General features: G+C 64.1%; 15 protein-coding genes and 1 tRNA gene. 6 read left to right on the top strand and 10 right to left on the bottom strand.

From position 1 onward, the window contains the following. Positions 1-106: 106 nt before the first annotated feature. Positions 107-313, top strand: coding sequence for a cold-shock protein (locus P0X85_RS10325; protein ID WP_275812442.1), 207 nt, complete (start codon positions 107-109; stop codon positions 311-313). A 64-nt stretch (positions 314-377) separates the two neighbouring features. On the opposite strand, the gene P0X85_RS10320 is transcribed toward P0X85_RS10325, so the two are convergent. Continuing rightward, complete coding sequence (locus P0X85_RS10320) at positions 378-872, bottom strand: hypothetical protein (protein ID WP_275812439.1); 495 nt, start codon at positions 870-872, stop codon at positions 378-380. A gap of 368 nt (positions 873-1,240) precedes the next feature. Here P0X85_RS10320 and ettA point away from each other — a divergent pair, with 368 nt between their 5' ends. Genes ettA through cutA form a run of 3 tightly spaced genes read left to right on the top strand, consistent with a single transcriptional unit; the run spans position 1,241 to position 4,155 of the window. Next, the gene (gene ettA, locus P0X85_RS10315) at positions 1,241-2,896 is read left to right on the top strand and encodes an energy-dependent translational throttle protein EttA (protein ID WP_275812436.1); all 1,656 of its coding nucleotides are present in this window, start codon (positions 1,241-1,243) and stop codon (positions 2,894-2,896) included. A 57-nt stretch (positions 2,897-2,953) separates the two neighbouring features. Beyond that, positions 2,954-3,847: a GIY-YIG nuclease family protein gene (locus P0X85_RS10310; RefSeq protein WP_275812433.1), complete on the top strand. Its 894-nt coding sequence runs from the start codon at positions 2,954-2,956 to the stop codon at positions 3,845-3,847. Continuing rightward, positions 3,844-4,155 (top strand): divalent-cation tolerance protein CutA, encoded by a 312-nt coding sequence (cutA, locus tag P0X85_RS10305; protein ID WP_275812430.1) that lies wholly within the window; start codon positions 3,844-3,846, stop codon positions 4,153-4,155. The genes P0X85_RS10310 and cutA overlap by 4 nt, the downstream gene beginning before the upstream one ends. Before the next feature lie 66 nt (positions 4,156-4,221). On the opposite strand, the gene P0X85_RS10300 is transcribed toward cutA, so the two are convergent. The 9 genes from P0X85_RS10300 to P0X85_RS10260 all read right to left on the bottom strand — a co-directional run bounded on the left by P0X85_RS10300 (position 4,222) and on the right by P0X85_RS10260 (position 13,951). Next, positions 4,222-5,157 carry a class I SAM-dependent DNA methyltransferase gene (locus tag P0X85_RS10300; protein ID WP_275812427.1) on the bottom strand — a complete coding sequence of 312 codons (936 nt, stop codon included), beginning with the start codon at positions 5,155-5,157 and terminating at the stop codon, positions 4,222-4,224. 95 nt (positions 5,158-5,252) lie between these two features. Continuing rightward, a complete protein-coding gene (locus P0X85_RS10295) occupies positions 5,253-5,780 on the bottom strand; it encodes a PhnA domain-containing protein (RefSeq protein ID WP_275812424.1) in 528 nt (175 codons plus the stop codon). A gap of 151 nt (positions 5,781-5,931) precedes the next feature. Further along, positions 5,932-7,824, bottom strand: a complete 1,893-nt coding sequence (locus P0X85_RS10290; protein WP_275812421.1) for an acyl-CoA synthetase — start codon at positions 7,822-7,824, stop codon at positions 5,932-5,934. 190 nt (positions 7,825-8,014) lie between these two features. Continuing rightward, the gene (gene lysM / locus P0X85_RS10285; RefSeq protein WP_275812418.1) at positions 8,015-8,458 is read right to left on the bottom strand and encodes a peptidoglycan-binding protein LysM; all 444 of its coding nucleotides are present in this window, start codon (positions 8,456-8,458) and stop codon (positions 8,015-8,017) included. Positions 8,459-8,596: 138 nt separating this feature from the next. Next, positions 8,597-10,384 (bottom strand): ABC transporter transmembrane domain-containing protein, encoded by a 1,788-nt coding sequence (locus P0X85_RS10280; RefSeq protein WP_275812415.1) that lies wholly within the window; start codon positions 10,382-10,384, stop codon positions 8,597-8,599. 116 nt (positions 10,385-10,500) lie between these two features. Continuing rightward, a tRNA-Leu gene (locus P0X85_RS10275) sits at positions 10,501-10,585 on the bottom strand. A 65-nt stretch (positions 10,586-10,650) separates the two neighbouring features. Then, positions 10,651-11,427, bottom strand: coding sequence for an enoyl-CoA hydratase-related protein (locus P0X85_RS10270; RefSeq protein WP_275812414.1), 777 nt, complete (start codon positions 11,425-11,427; stop codon positions 10,651-10,653). Between the two features lie 90 nt (positions 11,428-11,517). Further along, entirely contained in the window at positions 11,518-11,982 is a 465-nt protein-coding gene (locus tag P0X85_RS10265; RefSeq protein ID WP_275812411.1) for a cytochrome c-type biogenesis protein, read from the bottom strand. A gap of 4 nt (positions 11,983-11,986) precedes the next feature. Continuing rightward, a complete protein-coding gene (locus P0X85_RS10260; RefSeq protein ID WP_275812408.1) occupies positions 11,987-13,951 on the bottom strand; it encodes a heme lyase CcmF/NrfE family subunit in 1,965 nt (654 codons plus the stop codon). Between the two features lie 221 nt (positions 13,952-14,172). Between P0X85_RS10260 and P0X85_RS10255 the strand changes: the two genes are divergently transcribed. Beyond that, positions 14,173-14,592, top strand: coding sequence for an META domain-containing protein (locus P0X85_RS10255; RefSeq protein WP_275812405.1), 420 nt, complete (start codon positions 14,173-14,175; stop codon positions 14,590-14,592). 30 nt (positions 14,593-14,622) lie between these two features. Beyond that, positions 14,623-15,357: a rhomboid family intramembrane serine protease gene (locus P0X85_RS10250; protein WP_275812401.1), complete on the top strand. Its 735-nt coding sequence runs from the start codon at positions 14,623-14,625 to the stop codon at positions 15,355-15,357. The last annotated feature ends 52 nt before the right edge of the window (positions 15,358-15,409 follow it).

Raw genomic sequence — 15,409 nt, 5'->3', positions numbered from 1 at the left:
ATCTCTTTCGACGATCCGCTCCTTCATGGGGCTCAGTTCTCGATTTTGACGTGACTGAGCCGGGCCGCCGCAATCCTGCGGGCGGCATATCAAAAGGAGACTACGGATGGCCAACGGCACCGTGAAATGGTTCAACACCACCAAAGGCTACGGCTTCATCGCACCGGCAACGGGCGGCAAGGACATCTTCGTCCACATTTCCGCCGTGGAACGCTCGGGCCTGCAAGGTCTGAACGACGGTCAGGCTGTGACCTATGACCTCGAAAGCGGTCGTGACGGTCGTGAGTCGGCGGTGAACCTCGCCCTCGCCTGATCCCCGGATCGGAACGCGAAAGAAAGGCGGCCTTTTGGGCCGCCTTTGTTTTTGGGTCGATCGCTTAGTCGGTCGAGTCGAAGCGCTGAACGTAAAGCGCGGTCAGTTCGGCCACGGTGTAGTCGTTCGGATCGAGGCCAAGACGGGCGGCAAGCTGGGCCTGACCGGCCGAGACCTCGGGGGTTTCATCGGCGCGCGCCAGTTGTGCCGCGGCGATGTCGAGATCGGTCGTTACCCCCTCACGCTGCTGCACATCCTTGAGAACCGAGAGATCGGCCGGGGTAAAGGCACCCGGCTCGACACCGATCTGCGCGGCGATCTGGCTCAGACCACGGCTCACACCAACGCCGGTATTGCCAAGACCGAGGCCGACGGCCGCCGCGTCATCGCCCTCGCGGGCATTGGCCAGAAGGGCGGCAAGCTGGCCGGTGGTATAGGCCGAGGCATCCACACCGAGTTGCGCGGCAAGCTGGGCATGGCCCGCGCTGTAGCTTTGCGCCGAAGCGGCGCCGGCGGTGAGGGCTGCGGCAAGGCCGAGAACGAGTGCAGTGGTACGCATGGGACTTCTCCTTTGATGATCTGGCCCGGGCTGTTGCGATCCGGGCGGTTGATGAGGAGAAGAAAAGCGATGTGCGCCGATGTTTAAATTCCGAAAATTTGACCGCGATATGTGCGAAAATGCGAGGTAACAATTGCGACGGAAGCAACACGAAGATCAAGCATTTGATTCAACTTGATTTTATCGCCTGCCCGAAGCGCGAAACCGCAAAAATCGTCGAAATTCGCCGCACACGCCCGATCAGCTTTGCGCGAGTGCCCGTGATCATTGCGGGGATTTCCGTGATCGGGCCCCGCCCCCTTCCCCCGGAGGCGCATTTCCCCTATCTAGGCGCAAACCCAAATCACCCGCGCGAAAGAGGTAATCCGATGGCGTCCTACCAGTATGTCTACCACATGGATGGTGTCTCCAAGACCTATCCGGGCGGCAAGAAGTGCTTCGAAAATATCCGCCTGAGCTTCCTGCCGGGCGTGAAGATCGGCGTGGTCGGCGTCAACGGCGCGGGTAAATCGACGCTGCTGCGTATCATGGCGGGCTGGGACAAGGACTTCACCGGCGAGGCTTGGGCCGCGAAGGGCGCCAAGGTCGGCTATCTCCCGCAGGAGCCGCAGCTCGACGAGAGCCTGAACGTGCGCGACAATGTCATGCTGGGCGTGGCCGAGAAGAAAGCCAAGCTCGACCGCTATAACGAACTGGCGATGAACTACTCGGACGAGACCGCCGAGGAGATGGCCAAGCTGCAAGACGAGATCGACGCCGAGAACCTGTGGGATCTCGACAGCCAGATCGACGTGGCGATGGAGGCCCTGCGCTGCCCCCCCGATGACGCGGATGTCTCGACGCTGTCGGGCGGTGAGCGCCGCCGCGTGGCGCTGTGCAAGCTGCTGCTTGAGGCGCCCGACATGCTGCTGCTCGACGAACCGACCAACCACCTCGACGCGGAAACCATCGCCTGGCTGCAAAAGCACCTGATCGACTACAAGGGCACGATCCTCTGCGTGACCCACGACCGCTACTTCCTCGACGATATCACCGGCTGGATTCTCGAACTCGACCGTGGCCGGGGCATCCCCTACGAGGGCAACTATTCGAGCTGGCTCGAGCAAAAGGCCAAGCGGCTGGCGCAGGAGGCCCGCGAGGACAAGGCCAAGCAGAAGGTTCTGGAAAAGGAACTCGAATGGATTCGCGCCGGTGCCAAGGCCCGTCAGGCGAAATCCAAGGCGCGTATCCAGGCTTATGAAAAGATGGCCGATCAGTCCGAGCGCGAGAAACTCACCCGCGCGCAGATCATCATCCCGAACGGCCCGCGCCTTGGCGGCAAGGTCATCGAGGTCGAGGGTCTGGCCAAGCATATGGGCGACAAGCAACTGATCGAGGACCTGAGCTTCTCGATCCCGCCGGGCGCCATCGTCGGCGTGATCGGCCCGAACGGCGCCGGTAAATCGACGCTGTTCCGCATGATCACCGGGCAGGAAAAACCCGATGCCGGCTCGATCGAGATCGGCGACACCGTGCAACTGTCCTATGTCGACCAGTCGCGCGATGCGCTGGACGCGAACAAGACCGTCTGGGAGGAAATCTCGGGCGGGGCCGAGCAGATCGTGCTGGGCGACGCGCAGGTGAACTCGCGCGCCTATTGCTCGAGCTTCAACTTCAAGGGCGGCGATCAGCAGAAGAAAGTGGGCCTGCTGTCGGGCGGTGAGCGCAACCGCGTGCACATGGCCAAACTGCTCAAAGAGGGCGGCAACGTGCTGCTGCTCGACGAACCGACCAACGACCTTGATGTGGAAACGTTGCAGGCGCTGGAAGCGGCGATCGAAGACTTCGCCGGCTGTGCGATCATCATCTCGCACGACCGCTTCTTCCTTGACCGGCTGTGCACGCACATCCTCGCCTTCGAGGGCGAGGCCCATGTCGAGTTCTTCGAGGGCAACTTCGAGGATTACGAAGAAGACAAGATCCGCCGCCTCGGCCCGGATGCGGTCGAGCCCAAGCGGGTGAAGTACAAGAAGTTTACAAGGTAAAGACAACGAAGCCCCGCCACTGGCGGGGCTTTGCAGTTAATTTCAGGGAATATTCCGATGGGTAAAGGTCGTTCTGTCCGACTTTTTCTAGCCGAAGGAACCGTCACAGGAATCCTTACAGCCGAAATTATGAACTGGACCGGGCACGTCCTGTCTGCACCACGCACACGGCTTGAAGGGGCCCTGAAACGCGAGGAGCTCAAACGCACTGGCGTCTATATTCTATACGGTGACAGCCTGTCGGGTGAACTACCTGCCGTATATGTGGGGGAAGGCGATGACATCTCTGCTCGTTTGAAAACACATTCGAAGGATGACCAGAAAGATTACTGGGACCGTTTCATCGCCATCACGAACAAAGACATGAACCTGACGAAGGCTCACGTGAAGTATCTCGAAGGCCGGATGATCACTTTCTTGCGCGACGCCAAAAAGTGTGAGCTTCGAAACAAGACGGAACCGACATTCGACAAGCTCCCCGAGGCTGACATCTCGGACATGGAAAGCTTCCTCGAAGAACTTCAGCTTGTCCTTCCAGTTGTGGGTGTCGATTTTTTCCGTAAGCCGCAAATACAGAGCGAAGTAGGCGAACCCCATCGTCCTCAAACCTATTTCTCTTTGGCACATGCCAACAAAGGCATTTCAGCACGTGCCGTCGAAGTAGACGGTGAGTTTGTCGTTTTGGCAGGGGCGCAAGGGAGCAACCATGAAGGCCCCTCCTTCTTCGAAAAACTGAAAGGGGAAAGAGACCGAGCCTTCGAGAGCGGCCAGATCATTCATTCAGGTGACGCGAACTTTACCCTCGTCGAAGATATGGCTTTCTCTAGCCCAAGCGCGGCCTCCGTGTTCTTGTTTGGGACTAGCCGGAATGGCCGAACCGACTGGCAAGTCGATGGCAAGGGAATGAATTATGGAGCTTGGAAAGACGCGCAAGTCGAGGCCGCAGAATGACCATCCTCCGCCTCCTCACCTACACCCCCTCCCCCGAAGTCGCGCGCACCATCGCGGCGGCCCTTCTCGACGCGCGTCTGATCGCCTGCGCGAATATCGGCCCCGCCTTTCAATCCCACTACGTTTGGCAGGGCGTGCGCGAGGTTGAAACAGAGACCCAGCTTTGGCTCAAGACGCGGACCGATCTGCGCGATCGGGTGATGGCGGAAGTCGCGCGGCTGCACCCATATGACGTGCCGATGATCGCCGCTGACGAGGTCACGGTGAATGCGGACTATGCCGACTGGGTGGCCGCGCAGACCGCCTGACCCTCTCATTCTGCCCGAAATATCCCGGGGTGAATGGGGCCGGAGGCTCCAGAGGGGCAGCGCCCCTCAGGCCAGCGCGAAATCCTCGCCATCGCCCTGAAGATCGCGCCGCAGATGCGCAAGTTGCGCCTGCACGATCAGCCCCTCGATCGGCGCGCCACGGTCCATCCGCAGCACGCCGCGCGCGATCTGCACCTCGAACCCGGCCTGCGCCATCAGGTCCCGGATATAGGCCTCGGAATGGGCATAGCGGCGGCTTTCGCGCAGGATGAGCGGCTCGGGGCCGGGATGGGCCTCAACGCTGAAGGCAAATCGCCCGCCCGGTGCCAGCGCCCCCGCGACCCAGCCGACGATCTGCTCAAGCGCACCGAGATAGGCAAAGACATCCGCTGCCGTGATCAGGTCGAACGCGGTCTCGCCGGGCGCGAGCGCCGAGAGGTCGGCCTTCAGCAGCCGGTCGTAAAGCCCCTTGGCCTCGGCTTCGCGCAGCATCTCGGCGGAGATATCCCAGCCTTCGAGCCAATCCGCCCCCGCGCGCAGTTCCGCGCCCATCAGCCCGGTCCCGCAGCCAAGGTCCAGCACCCGCCCGTAAGGCGCGACCAGTCCGGCCCGGAGAAGCTGCGGCGCGCGGTAATCGAGACGCTCGACAAGAGCCTCGTCGAAGCCGCCCGCATATTGGTCGAAGAGGGTCTCGACGAAGGCCGAGGGCATCGCATCCGCCAGCGGCGTGTCGCGCAGAAGATCGCGTTGCAGGCCCGCGCCCAGACGGTCCTCGGGGTCCAGCGCCAACGCGCGCTCGAACGCCGCTGCGGCGCCCGGCAGCCCCGCACCGGCCCGAATCTCGCCCAGCCGATACCAACCCGCGACCCAATCCGGCACACGCTCCAGCGCCTGCTCATAAAGCTCCGCCGCCGCCTCCGGCTCGGTCTGCACCATCGCCTCGGCATAATCGGCACGGCGATCCGCCAAGAGATCGCCCGAAGACATCGAAATCGGTTTCATGGGTCACATGTCAGGAAAACGGGGCCACTGCGCCCCCGCAAGCGCCATTTACGCGCTTGTCCAAACAAGTCAAGAGCCCGCGAGAGGGACGCGGCTCAGCGCTTCTTCACGAATTTCGTGAGGATGACGATGCGCTGCCCCTCGACCCGGCCTTCGATATGCTCGGGGTTGTCGGGGACAAGCGAGATGCCCCGCACGGCGGTGCCGCGTTTGGCGGTGAAACCTGCGCCCTTGACCGGCAGGTCCTTGATGAGGACGACCGTATCGCCCTGCTCCAGAACCGCGCCGTTGCTGTCGCGGTGTTCGGTGCCGCCCGCACCCGCCTCGGCCAGGGCTTGCGCCTCGGGCTCCATCATCATCGCCGCGCGTGCCTCGAGCGCCCAGTCAGTCCCGACCTCGGCCAGCTTGCGCCACGCCATCGCCTGCACGGCGGCAACCGGCGACCAAGCCGCGCCCTCAAGGCAACGCCAATGCGCCTCGGGGGCGTCCTCGGACTGGCAGGTGGCGCAAAGCAGAACGGACTCGTCGGTCCCCGAGAGCGCCACCGCGTCCAGCCCCTCGGCGCTGCCGCAGAGCTCGCACACCCCGCCCGAACGGGTCATCAGATCGTCAATCAGCGCCATGGGAACCTCCTTCGTGGTGCCATGGCCTTACGCCCCGACGCACGCAAAGGCAACCGCCCGACGGCGCCCTGTCAGTCTGCCGAAAATATCCTCGGGGGTGAATTGGCGTCAGCCAAGAGGGGGCAGACAGCCCCCTCCTGCCCGGTTCAGCTTACTTCGCCCAGTCCCACGCCACGGTGAACTCACCGAGCTTGTGCCGAAGCGCGTCCTGATCCACGGCGCCCGTCGTTGCGATATGCGCCACGAGACCACGCTTCTTGTCCTCGGTCACCGAGATCACATGCGCGGCCAGCCCGGCCTCGCTCAGGGTCTCGTTGAGCACACGGGTGATCGCGCTCTTGCGCAGGTCAGGCTTGAAAATCTTGCCCACGGCGGTTTTCGGCAGCTCGTCGAGCACCTCGATATGTTTCGGGATCGCGGCGCGTTCGTGGATATGGTGCTTGGCATGCTTGGCCAGGTCCTCGACCGTCACGCTCGATCCTGCCACCAGCTCGACATAGGCGCAGGGCAACTCGCCCGCGAAGCTGTCGGGCTGACCGATGGCACCGGCAAAGGCCACCGCCGGATGGCTGAGTAGCGCGTCCTCGATCTCGGCCGGGTCGATATTGTGTCCACCCCGGATGATGAGGTCCTTGGCCCGGCCGGTGATCCACAGATAGCCGTCCTGATCGAGCCGCCCGAGATCCCCCGTGCGCAGGAAGCGGTCCTCGGCGAACAGGTCATGGTTCTTGTCGGCCTCGGTATAGGTAGAGCCCTCGAACACCCCCGGATTGGCGACGCAGATCTCGCCGATCTCATCGGTGCCGCATTCGACAAAGCCATCGGGCGTCGCGCGCAGGATGCGGACATGGGTATAGGGCAGCGGCACCCCGACAGACCCGACCTTCTTCATCCCGTCGACAGGGTTGCATGACACGAGGCAGGTTGCCTCGGTCAGGCCGTAGCCCTCGGCGATCTCTACGCCGGTGGCGGCTTTGAAGCGGTTATACAACTCGATCGGGAGCGGCGCAGAGCCCGAAATCGCGGTCTTGAGCGAGGAGATATCCGCATCGACCGGGCGCTGCATCAGCGCGGCGATGGCGGTAGGCACGGTGATCAGGAAGGTCACCTGCCAGCGTTCGACCAGCTTCCAGAAATTGTCGAACACGCCATCCCCGCGATAGCCCGCCGGCGTCGGGAACACCACATGCGCGCCCGAGGCAATCGCCGACATCAGGATCGGATAGGCCGCGAAGACGTGGAACAGCGGCAGCGGGCAGATCAGAACGTCGGTTTCGTCGAACAAGAGCCGCCCGCCGAGCCAGCCGTTATAGATCATGCCGGAATATTTGTGTTGCGCGACCTTGGGCATGCCAGTGGTGCCGCCGGTGTGGAAATAGGCCGCGACACGGTCACCCTTGCTGTCCTCGAACAGCAGCCGGTCGCCCGGCATCTTCGCCGCCTCGCGGTTGAAGCCGTAAATGTCGGCGTGGTGCTTGTGCTGCACCTTGGGACGCACCAGCGGGACGATCCAGCTTTTGGGCGGGGTCAGGTAACGGTTCAGGTCGATCTCGAGCACGACCTTGACGTTGGGCGCGTGCTTGACCGCCTCGGCGGCCTTTTCGGCGATGTCGGTCTTGGGAAAGGCCTTGAGCGTGACCAGCACCTTGGCCTTGGTCTCGCGCAGGATGGCGGCGATCTGCTCGGGTTCGAGGAGAGGGTTGATCGGATTCACAATCCCCGCCGTCGCCCCCGCCAGCAACACCACCGACGTCTCGACGCTGTTGGGCAGCAGATAGGCGACGGTGTCATCTTCCTGAACGCCCATCTGACGCAGCATGTTGGCCGCCTGCGTGACCTTGGCGTGCAGCTGAGACCAGCTCAAGGTCTCGGCCTTGTCCTTGGGACCGGAGAATATCTGGAACGACAGTGCGGGACGCGATCCATGCGCATCCTTCGCACGGGTCAGGAATTCGTAGAGCGTGGTGGCCGTGTCACGCGCCTCGTAGGGCTTTTCGGCCTCGACCGCATCGCGGTCGGCAATGGTCGCAAATCTTTGCTGCATATTTCCCTCCCGACCCGTTCCTCTGCGGGCCTCCTCGGATCAGGATGCGGCAAAACACCTCTGTCCCGCAAGCCTGCGGGCGGGGCGAAACGTCACGTCATAGCGAGGCGTGACGCAAGGGTAATGCGCCCGATATATGGCGGCGGGCGCACGAAAAAGGCGCCCCGCGGGGCGCCTTCCAGCGAAACGATCAGGCCTTGCCGCCCGGAATACGCAGCACCTGGCCGGGATAGATCTTGTCCGGATGGGTCAGCATCGGCTTGTTCGCCTCGAAGATTTCCGGGTAGCGGTTGGCATTGCCCAGCGTCTTTTTGGCGATGGCCGAGAGCGTGTCGCCCTTGACGACAGTGTGGAACACCGCGTCGCCAGTATCGGCATCGTCTTCGGTCTCCACCGCCGCCACGCCATCCACGTTGCCGACCGCGAGGATGATCTTTTCCTTGGTTTCGGCATCGACCGCCTTGCCGCCGACGATCACCTTGTCGCCCTCGACCTTGAGTTCCACGCCCGAGGCATCAAGACCCAGATCCTTGAGCTCGGCCTTGAGCACGTCTTCCTTGGGCGCCTCGGCCGCCTCGGCCTTGCTGCCAAACAGCGATTTGCCCGCATCTTTAACGAAATTCCACAAACCCATGGCTTTCTCCTTTACGCAACAGACGGCAGCGGACGGCATGCCCGGCACCATTCGCGGTAGAGACTGCACCATGGGTGCGGTGGGGAGAAGGGGGAAAATGCCCCCGCGGCGCGCAGAACCGCGCCGCAGAGCCGGCTATCAGGCGAGCTGACCGTCGGTGAATTGCAGCTTGGCCAATTCGGCATAGAGCCCGCCCTGCGCGACGAGCTCGTCATGAGTGCCCTGCGCAACGATCCGGCCCTCGTCGAAAACGACGATCCGGTCGGCCTTTTTCACGGTGGCGAGACGGTGCGCGACGATCAGCGTGGTCCGGCTCTCGGCCAGACGCTCGACAGCGGCCTGCACCTCACGCTCGGACGCGGCATCGAGCGCCGAGGTCGCCTCATCCAGAAGCAGGATCGGCGCGTCGCGCAGGATCGCGCGGGCGATGGCGATCCGCTGTTTCTGGCCGCCCGAAAGCATCACGCCGCGCTCGCCGACATAGGTCTCGAACCCGTCGGGAAGCGCGGTCAGGAAGTCATAGGCATGGGCCGCGCGGGCCGCTGCCTCGACCTCGGCATCGGTGGCGTCGGGTCGACCAAAGCGGATATTCTCACGCGCGGAGGCGGCGAAGATCACCGGGTCTTGCGGCACCAGCGCGATCGCGCGGCGGAAGTCGTGGCGCGCCATGGTCTTGAGATCGTAGCCGTCGATGGTCACGCGACCGGTCTCCGGGTCCCAGAACCGCTGAATAAGCTGAATGACCGTGGTCTTGCCCGCGCCCGAAGGCCCGACAAGCGCCACCGTCTCGCCCGGCGCGATGTGCAGATCGACATGATCGAGCGCGGAGACCTCGGGGCGCGACGGATAATGGAAGGTCACATCCTCGAATTGGATCGCGCCTTGCGCGGGCATCGGCATCGGCACCGGATGCTCGGGGTCGGTCACGTTATCCTCGGCGGCCAGAAGCTCGACCAGACGTTCGGTCGCGCCAGCCGCGCGTTGCAGCTCGCCCCAGATTTCCGAGAGCGCCCCGACAGAGCCCGCGACCATGCCCGCATAAATCACGAATTGCACCAACTCGCCCACCGACATGGCGCCCAGCCGCACGTCGCGCGCGCCGACCCAGAGCACACCGACCACGCCGGCAAAGACGAGGAAGATCACGATCACGGTCATCACCGCGCGGGTGGTGATGCGCTTTTGCGCGGAGACAAAGCTCTTCTCGGTGACGTCGGAAAAATGCGCGCGGGTCTGCGGTTCATGGGTGAAGGCCTGCACCGTCTGCGCCGACAAGAGCGCCTCGGAGGCCGCGCCCGAGGAATTCGCGATCCAGTCCTGGTTCTCACGCGAGAGGCCGCGCAGGCGACGCCCCAGCACCACGATCGGCACGACCACGGCAGGCACCAGAAGCAGCACGAGGCCGGTCAGCTTCACCGAGGTGAACAGCAGCATGACCATGCCGCCCAGCAGGATCAGCAAATTGCGCAAAGCAACCGAAACCGAGGAGCCGATCACCGACAGGATCAGCGTGGTATCGGTGGTGATCCGGCTGATGATCTCGCCGGTCAGGATGCGCTCGTAGAAGGCGGGGGACATGGCGATGACGCGGTCGAACACGGCCTTGCGGATATCGGCGACGACACGCTCGCCGAAGCGGGTCACAAGCCAGTAGCGCGCGCCCGTTCCAAGCGCGAGCAGCGCCGCGATGGCCAGCGCCGCGGTGAAATACTGATCGAGCAGCTCCGCCCCCTGCTGGAAGCCGTCCACGACGCGACGCACGGCAATCGGCATGATCAGCGAGATCGAGGCGGTCAGCGTGAGTGCCGCCAGCGCCGCCAGCGCCGTGCCCTTGTAAGGCGCGACGAAGGGCGCAAGCCCCTTGAGCGCCCCGATGCGTTTCGTGGTCGGCCGATCCTCGATCGGGCTTTGCGGTCTGCGAGCCATGGTATCTCCCTCTTGGGGACCGGGTTTAGGGGCAGGGATTGCGCGGGGCAAGGGCGGATTGGCGTTTGCGCGCGAGGCAAGCGGTCACACGGGGCACGGGAAAAGCACTTGGGCCATGGTGCGGGCGGCGGGACTCGAACCCGCACGAGCCAGGCTCCAGGGAGTTTAAGTCCCATGCGTCTACCATTCCGCCACGCCCGCACGGCTTCTGGCTACAGGCTGGCGCGTGGCAGGGCAAGAGGGCTTGCCCCGCGCAACAGGCCCGATCAGCGTCCCTCGAAATTCGCCGCGCGTTTTTCGAGAAAGGCCATGACGCCTTCGCGGAAGTCATGCGTGCGCCCCAGCTTGCCCTGAAGCCCGGCCTCAAGCTCGAGCTGCGCGGTCAGGTCGTTGGAATAGGACGCCCGCATGGACTGTTTGATCGCGCCGAAGGCCGCTGTCGGGCCTTTGGCCAGATGCGCGGCGCGGGCGCGCCAGTGATGCTCGAAATCGACATCGGCGACGGCTTCCCAGATCATGCCCCAATCGGCGGCCTGTCGCGCGGTGACCTTGTCGGTGAACATCGCCAGCCCCATCGCGCGGGCAAAGCCGACCTGGCGCGGCAGCCAGTAGGTGCCGCCCGCATCCGGCATCAGCCCGATCCGCGCAAAGGCCTGCATGAACACCGCAGAGTCGGTCGCGATGACGATATCGGCGGCCAGCGCCAGGTTCGCGCCCGCCCCCGCAGCCGCCCCGTTCACCGCCGAAATCACCGGCAGCGGGCAGTCGTAGATCGCCTTGAGCATCGGCTCGTATTCGTCACGCAGCACCCGCTCGAGATCAAGCCCCGCCGCAGACGCACCGTCGCCCAGATCCTGCCCCGAGCAAAATGCCCGCCCCTCGCCGGTCAGCACGATCACCCGCGCCTCCCCCTCGGCCCGGCGCAGCGCTTCAAGAAGCTCCGCCCGCATCTGCGCGTTGAGCGCGTTCATCACCTCGGGACGGTTCAGCGTGATCACTGCCATCCCTTCGGAAAATTCGTAACGGATTGCCTTGTAGGGCATCGGAGTCCTCCCTGCGTTTCGCGCGCCAGATTAACGCCAAGGCGCGCGAGCGAAAGCAAAACACTGCGTCACCCGCCGATCCGGCGCGTATCAGTCCTTGAGGAGTTCCTTGAGGCGCGCCTCTTCCTCGGCGCTCAGCGCGGGACCGGCGGGTTCCGCAGCACGCCGCCGCCCGCGCAGGTAAACCACGCCCCCTGCCAGTGCCACCAGAAGCGCCACCGGCCCAAGCCAGTAGAGGATCAGGTTCGCCCCGGTCTTTTCCGGCTCGAACAGGACATATTCGCCGTAGCGGTCGGTCACATAGTCGAGCACCTGCGTATCGGTGTCGCCCGCAAGCAACCGCTCGCGCACCAGAAGGCGGAGGTCGCGCGACACTTCGGCGTTGGATTCGTCGATATTTTCGCCCTGACAGACGGGGCAACGCAGCACCTTGGCCAGTTCCCGCGCGCGCGATTCCAGCGCCGGGTCGTCGAGCACCTCGTCGGGCTGCACTGCCAGCGCCACCATCGGCATCGAAAGCGCAAGCGCGGCGCAGAGCAATAGACGTTTCAGCATGGGTTCACTCCGCAGGGGTGGCCGAGGGGACGGTGCGCGATTTGCGCGCGCCCGCCGCCACCCGATAGCGCCGATCGGTGAGGCTGAACAGCCCGCCCAGCGACATCAGCATGCAGCCCGCCCAGATCCAGTTGGCAAAAGGCTTGATATAGGTGCGCACCGCCCAGCCGCCGCCCGCCTGCGGATCTCCGATCACGAGGTAGATGTCACGCAGGAAGCCGTTGTCGATATCGGCCTCGGTGGTGGGCATCGCCTGCACCGGATAGACCCGTTTCTCGGGGTGGAGCACGGTGATCAGCTCGCCATTGCGGCGCACGCTCATCGTGGCCGTGGTCGAGGTGAAGTTGGGGCCGGCGACCTGCTCGACATTGTCGAGGGTAATCTCGAAGCCCGCCACGGTGAAGGGTTCGCCGACATTGGCAACGCGGATGTCCTCCATCTCGCCAGCCATCAAAAGACCGATCCCCGCAAAGACGATACCAAGGCCGGAATGCGCGAGCGCCTTACCCCAGTCCGCGCGCGGCAGGCGTACGAGGCGCGCAGGCGTCTTGCCCGCGCGCTGCCACAGCTCCGCAAACGCGCCAAAGACAAGCCATGCGCCAAGGAACGAGGCGACAAGCGCCAGCATCGAGCGCCCGGTCTCGAAGCTCCAGGCAAAGCCCGCGACGGCGAGCGCCAGCACAAGCGCGGGCAGCATCGGCCGGATCGCACGGTCAAGGCGCGCGCGTTTCCACGGCATCATCGCGCCGAGCGGCAGCAGAAGGGCGAGGATCACCATGAAGGGGGTGAAGGCTTTTTCGAAGAAGGGCGCGCCCACCGAGAGTTTGCGATCCCAGAACATCTCGGCCACGAGCGGCCAGATGGTGCCGACAAAGACCACAAGCGCGGCCACGGCGAGAAGAATGTTGTTCATCACCAGCGCGCTTTCGCGCGAGACCATCGAGAACACCCCCTTGGCCTGCATCGCGCCCGCACGCGCCGCGTAAAGCGTCAGCGCGCCGCCCACGAAGACCGCGAGAATGGCAAGGATGAAGATGCCGCGCTCGGGGTCATTGGCGAAGCTGTGCACCGAGGTGATGACGCCCGAGCGCACGATGAAGGTGCCGATCAGCGAGAAGCCGAAAGCCATGATGGCGAGCAGGATGGTCCAGCTTTTGAGCGCCTCGCGCTTCTCGACGACGATGGCCGAGTGCAGGAGCGCAGCTGCGAGAAGCCACGGCATGAAAGAGGCGTTCTCGACCGGGTCCCAGAACCAGAAGCCACCCCAGCCAAGCTCGTAATAAGCCCACCACGAGCCAAGCGCGATCCCGATGGTCAGGAAGATCCAAGCCGCCAGCGTCCACGGCCGCACCCAGCGCGCCCAGGCGGCATCCACACGGCCCTCAATCAGGGCTGCGACCGCGAAGGAGAAGGCCATCGAGAGGCCGACATAGCCCAGATAGAGGAAGGGCGGGTGGAAGGCGAGACCGGGGTCTTGCAGCAGCGGGTTGAGGTCCTGACCGTTGAAGGGCGGGTCCGCGAGCCGGGTGAACGGGTTCGAGGTAAACAGGATGAAGCCAAGAAAGGCCAGCCCCACCAGCCCCTGCACCGAGATCACGCGCGCACGCAGGCTCGGCGGCAGATTCGCGCCGAACCAGGCCGCCGCCGCGCCGAAGAGCGCGAGGATCAGCACCCAGAGCAGCATCGAGCCCTCATGGTTCCCCCAGACGCCCGAAATCTTGTAAAGCATCGGCTTGTCGGTATGCGAATTGGAATAGACCAGTTGCAGCGAGAAATCCGAAGTCACGAAGGCATAGGTCAAGGCCGCGAAGGAGGTCGCGATCAGCAGGAACTGGGCCGAGGCCGCCGGCTCCGCGACCGCCATCCAGCCGGACCAGCCTTTATGCGCGCCGATCAGCGGCACGATGGACTGCACGATCGCCACGCAAAAGGCGAGGATTAGGGCGAAATGGCCGATTTCGACGATCATGGGGGTCTCCTCCTGTACGCGGGGCGGATCATAGAGCCATGGCGCGCGTAGGGAAAGCGGGATGCGCGCCATTGTCGCAATGCCTCGCGCGGTCGTGAGCACAGAGGGGGCCAGCATTTACGGGTTCCCCAAGCGCGCAGCATGGCATTCAGGCTTTCGTGAGGGGGCTTGCGCGTCCGTCGGACGGGTGGTCTGTGGGGATATCAGACTGGAGAACCGCCATGATCCGCACCGCAATCCTTACCCTTAGCCTGATTGGCTCCCTTGCGGCATGCAAGCCCGATGCGGCGCCCGAGACCGTGGACTGGCTGGGGCCTGACATCATCTGGCAGGTCCAAGAGATCGACGGGATCGCGGTGCCGGAGGGCATCGAGGTGACGCTGTCGAGCCCCGAGCCGGGGCTGATCGCCGGGTCTTCGGGCTGCAATCGCTACAATGGCCGGATCGAGGTCGATGGCGCGATCGTGAAAGTTGGCGCACTGGCGGGCACGCGGATGGCCTGCGCGCCGGAGGCGATGGCGGTGGAACAGCGGTTCCACTCGGAGATCGGGCGCGCGGATCGGGTGGCGCGAAGCGGCGATGCGCTGGAACTCAGCCGGCAAGGCGTGGTGATCTTGCGCGCCACCCGCCAAGGCGCTTGACGGGACCTGCGGGATCGTCACACTCGGGCCATGTTTCCGATCCGTGACCATAATCCCTCTGAACGCACGCCCTTTGTGACATGGGCGATCATTGCGGCGAACCTTGTGATGTTCGTGCTGACCTTGCCGCTGAACGGCTATTACCCCGACCTTTGGAGCGGGCTTGCGCTCTATCCCGGCGCGGTCACCGAGGGTGCCTATCTGCACGGGCTGATCACCCATATGTTCCTGCATGCGGGCTTCATGCATATCGCGGGCAACATGCTGTTCCTGTGGGTCTTTGGCGACAATCTGGAGGATCAGCTCGGCCATGTCGGCTTTGCGCTGTTCTACCTCGCGGGCGGGCTTGCGGCGGCAGGCGCGCAGATCGTCTCGGAGCCGGGCAGCATGATCCCGATGGTGGGGGCCTCGGGCGCGATTGCGGGGGTGATGGGGGGCTATCTGCTCTTGTTTCCCAAAGCGCGGGTCGATGTGCTGTTCATCTTCATCATCATCTTCAAGATCATCCCGATCCCGGCATGGGTCGTGCTGGGCTTCTGGTTCGGGTTGCAGCTGTTCAACGGGGTGACCAGCGATCTTGGCGCGGGTGTCGCCTATTGGGCGCATGCGGGCGGGTTCGCGGCGGGGCTCTTGCTGATGGTGCCGTTCTGGATGGGCCGCGGCGGCACGGTGTTTTGGGGGCGCACGCATGGTCACCCACCCCACCCCGAAACCCATTACCAGCGCACGACGATCCCCGTCGTTCCGCGCAAGAGGAGGTTCTGAGAACGCACCGATCTGCACCGCGCATCAGACATGAAAACGCCCCCGAAATCGG

This window comes from Pseudothioclava nitratireducens (genome assembly GCF_029210495.1).
GTDB lineage: Bacteria > Pseudomonadota > Alphaproteobacteria > Rhodobacterales > Rhodobacteraceae > Pseudothioclava > Pseudothioclava nitratireducens.
This window is presented reverse-complemented; position numbering and strand designations above follow the sequence as displayed.

What these genes read in the sequence shown, in the direction of transcription:
- P0X85_RS10325 (WP_275812442.1), top strand. Translation starts at nt 107, where the DNA reads ATGGCCAACGGCACCGTGAAATGGTTCAACACCACCAAAGGCTACGGC.
- P0X85_RS10320 (WP_275812439.1), bottom strand. Translation starts at nt 872, where the DNA reads ATGCGTACCACTGCACTCGTTCTCGGCCTTGCCGCAGCCCTCACCGCC.
- ettA (WP_275812436.1), top strand. Translation starts at nt 1,241, where the DNA reads ATGGCGTCCTACCAGTATGTCTACCACATGGATGGTGTCTCCAAGACC.
- P0X85_RS10310 (WP_275812433.1), top strand. Translation starts at nt 2,954, where the DNA reads ATGGGTAAAGGTCGTTCTGTCCGACTTTTTCTAGCCGAAGGAACCGTC.
- cutA (WP_275812430.1), top strand. Translation starts at nt 3,844, where the DNA reads ATGACCATCCTCCGCCTCCTCACCTACACCCCCTCCCCCGAAGTCGCG.
- P0X85_RS10300 (WP_275812427.1), bottom strand. Translation starts at nt 5,157, where the DNA reads ATGAAACCGATTTCGATGTCTTCGGGCGATCTCTTGGCGGATCGCCGT.
- P0X85_RS10295 (WP_275812424.1), bottom strand. Translation starts at nt 5,780, where the DNA reads ATGGCGCTGATTGACGATCTGATGACCCGTTCGGGCGGGGTGTGCGAG.
- P0X85_RS10290 (WP_275812421.1), bottom strand. Translation starts at nt 7,824, where the DNA reads ATGCAGCAAAGATTTGCGACCATTGCCGACCGCGATGCGGTCGAGGCC.
- lysM (WP_275812418.1), bottom strand. Translation starts at nt 8,458, where the DNA reads ATGGGTTTGTGGAATTTCGTTAAAGATGCGGGCAAATCGCTGTTTGGC.
- P0X85_RS10280 (WP_275812415.1), bottom strand. Translation starts at nt 10,384, where the DNA reads ATGGCTCGCAGACCGCAAAGCCCGATCGAGGATCGGCCGACCACGAAA.
- P0X85_RS10270 (WP_275812414.1), bottom strand. Translation starts at nt 11,427, where the DNA reads ATGCCCTACAAGGCAATCCGTTACGAATTTTCCGAAGGGATGGCAGTG.
- P0X85_RS10265 (WP_275812411.1), bottom strand. Translation starts at nt 11,982, where the DNA reads ATGCTGAAACGTCTATTGCTCTGCGCCGCGCTTGCGCTTTCGATGCCG.
- P0X85_RS10260 (WP_275812408.1), bottom strand. Translation starts at nt 13,951, where the DNA reads ATGATCGTCGAAATCGGCCATTTCGCCCTAATCCTCGCCTTTTGCGTG.
- P0X85_RS10255 (WP_275812405.1), top strand. Translation starts at nt 14,173, where the DNA reads ATGATCCGCACCGCAATCCTTACCCTTAGCCTGATTGGCTCCCTTGCG.
- P0X85_RS10250 (WP_275812401.1), top strand. Translation starts at nt 14,623, where the DNA reads ATGTTTCCGATCCGTGACCATAATCCCTCTGAACGCACGCCCTTTGTG.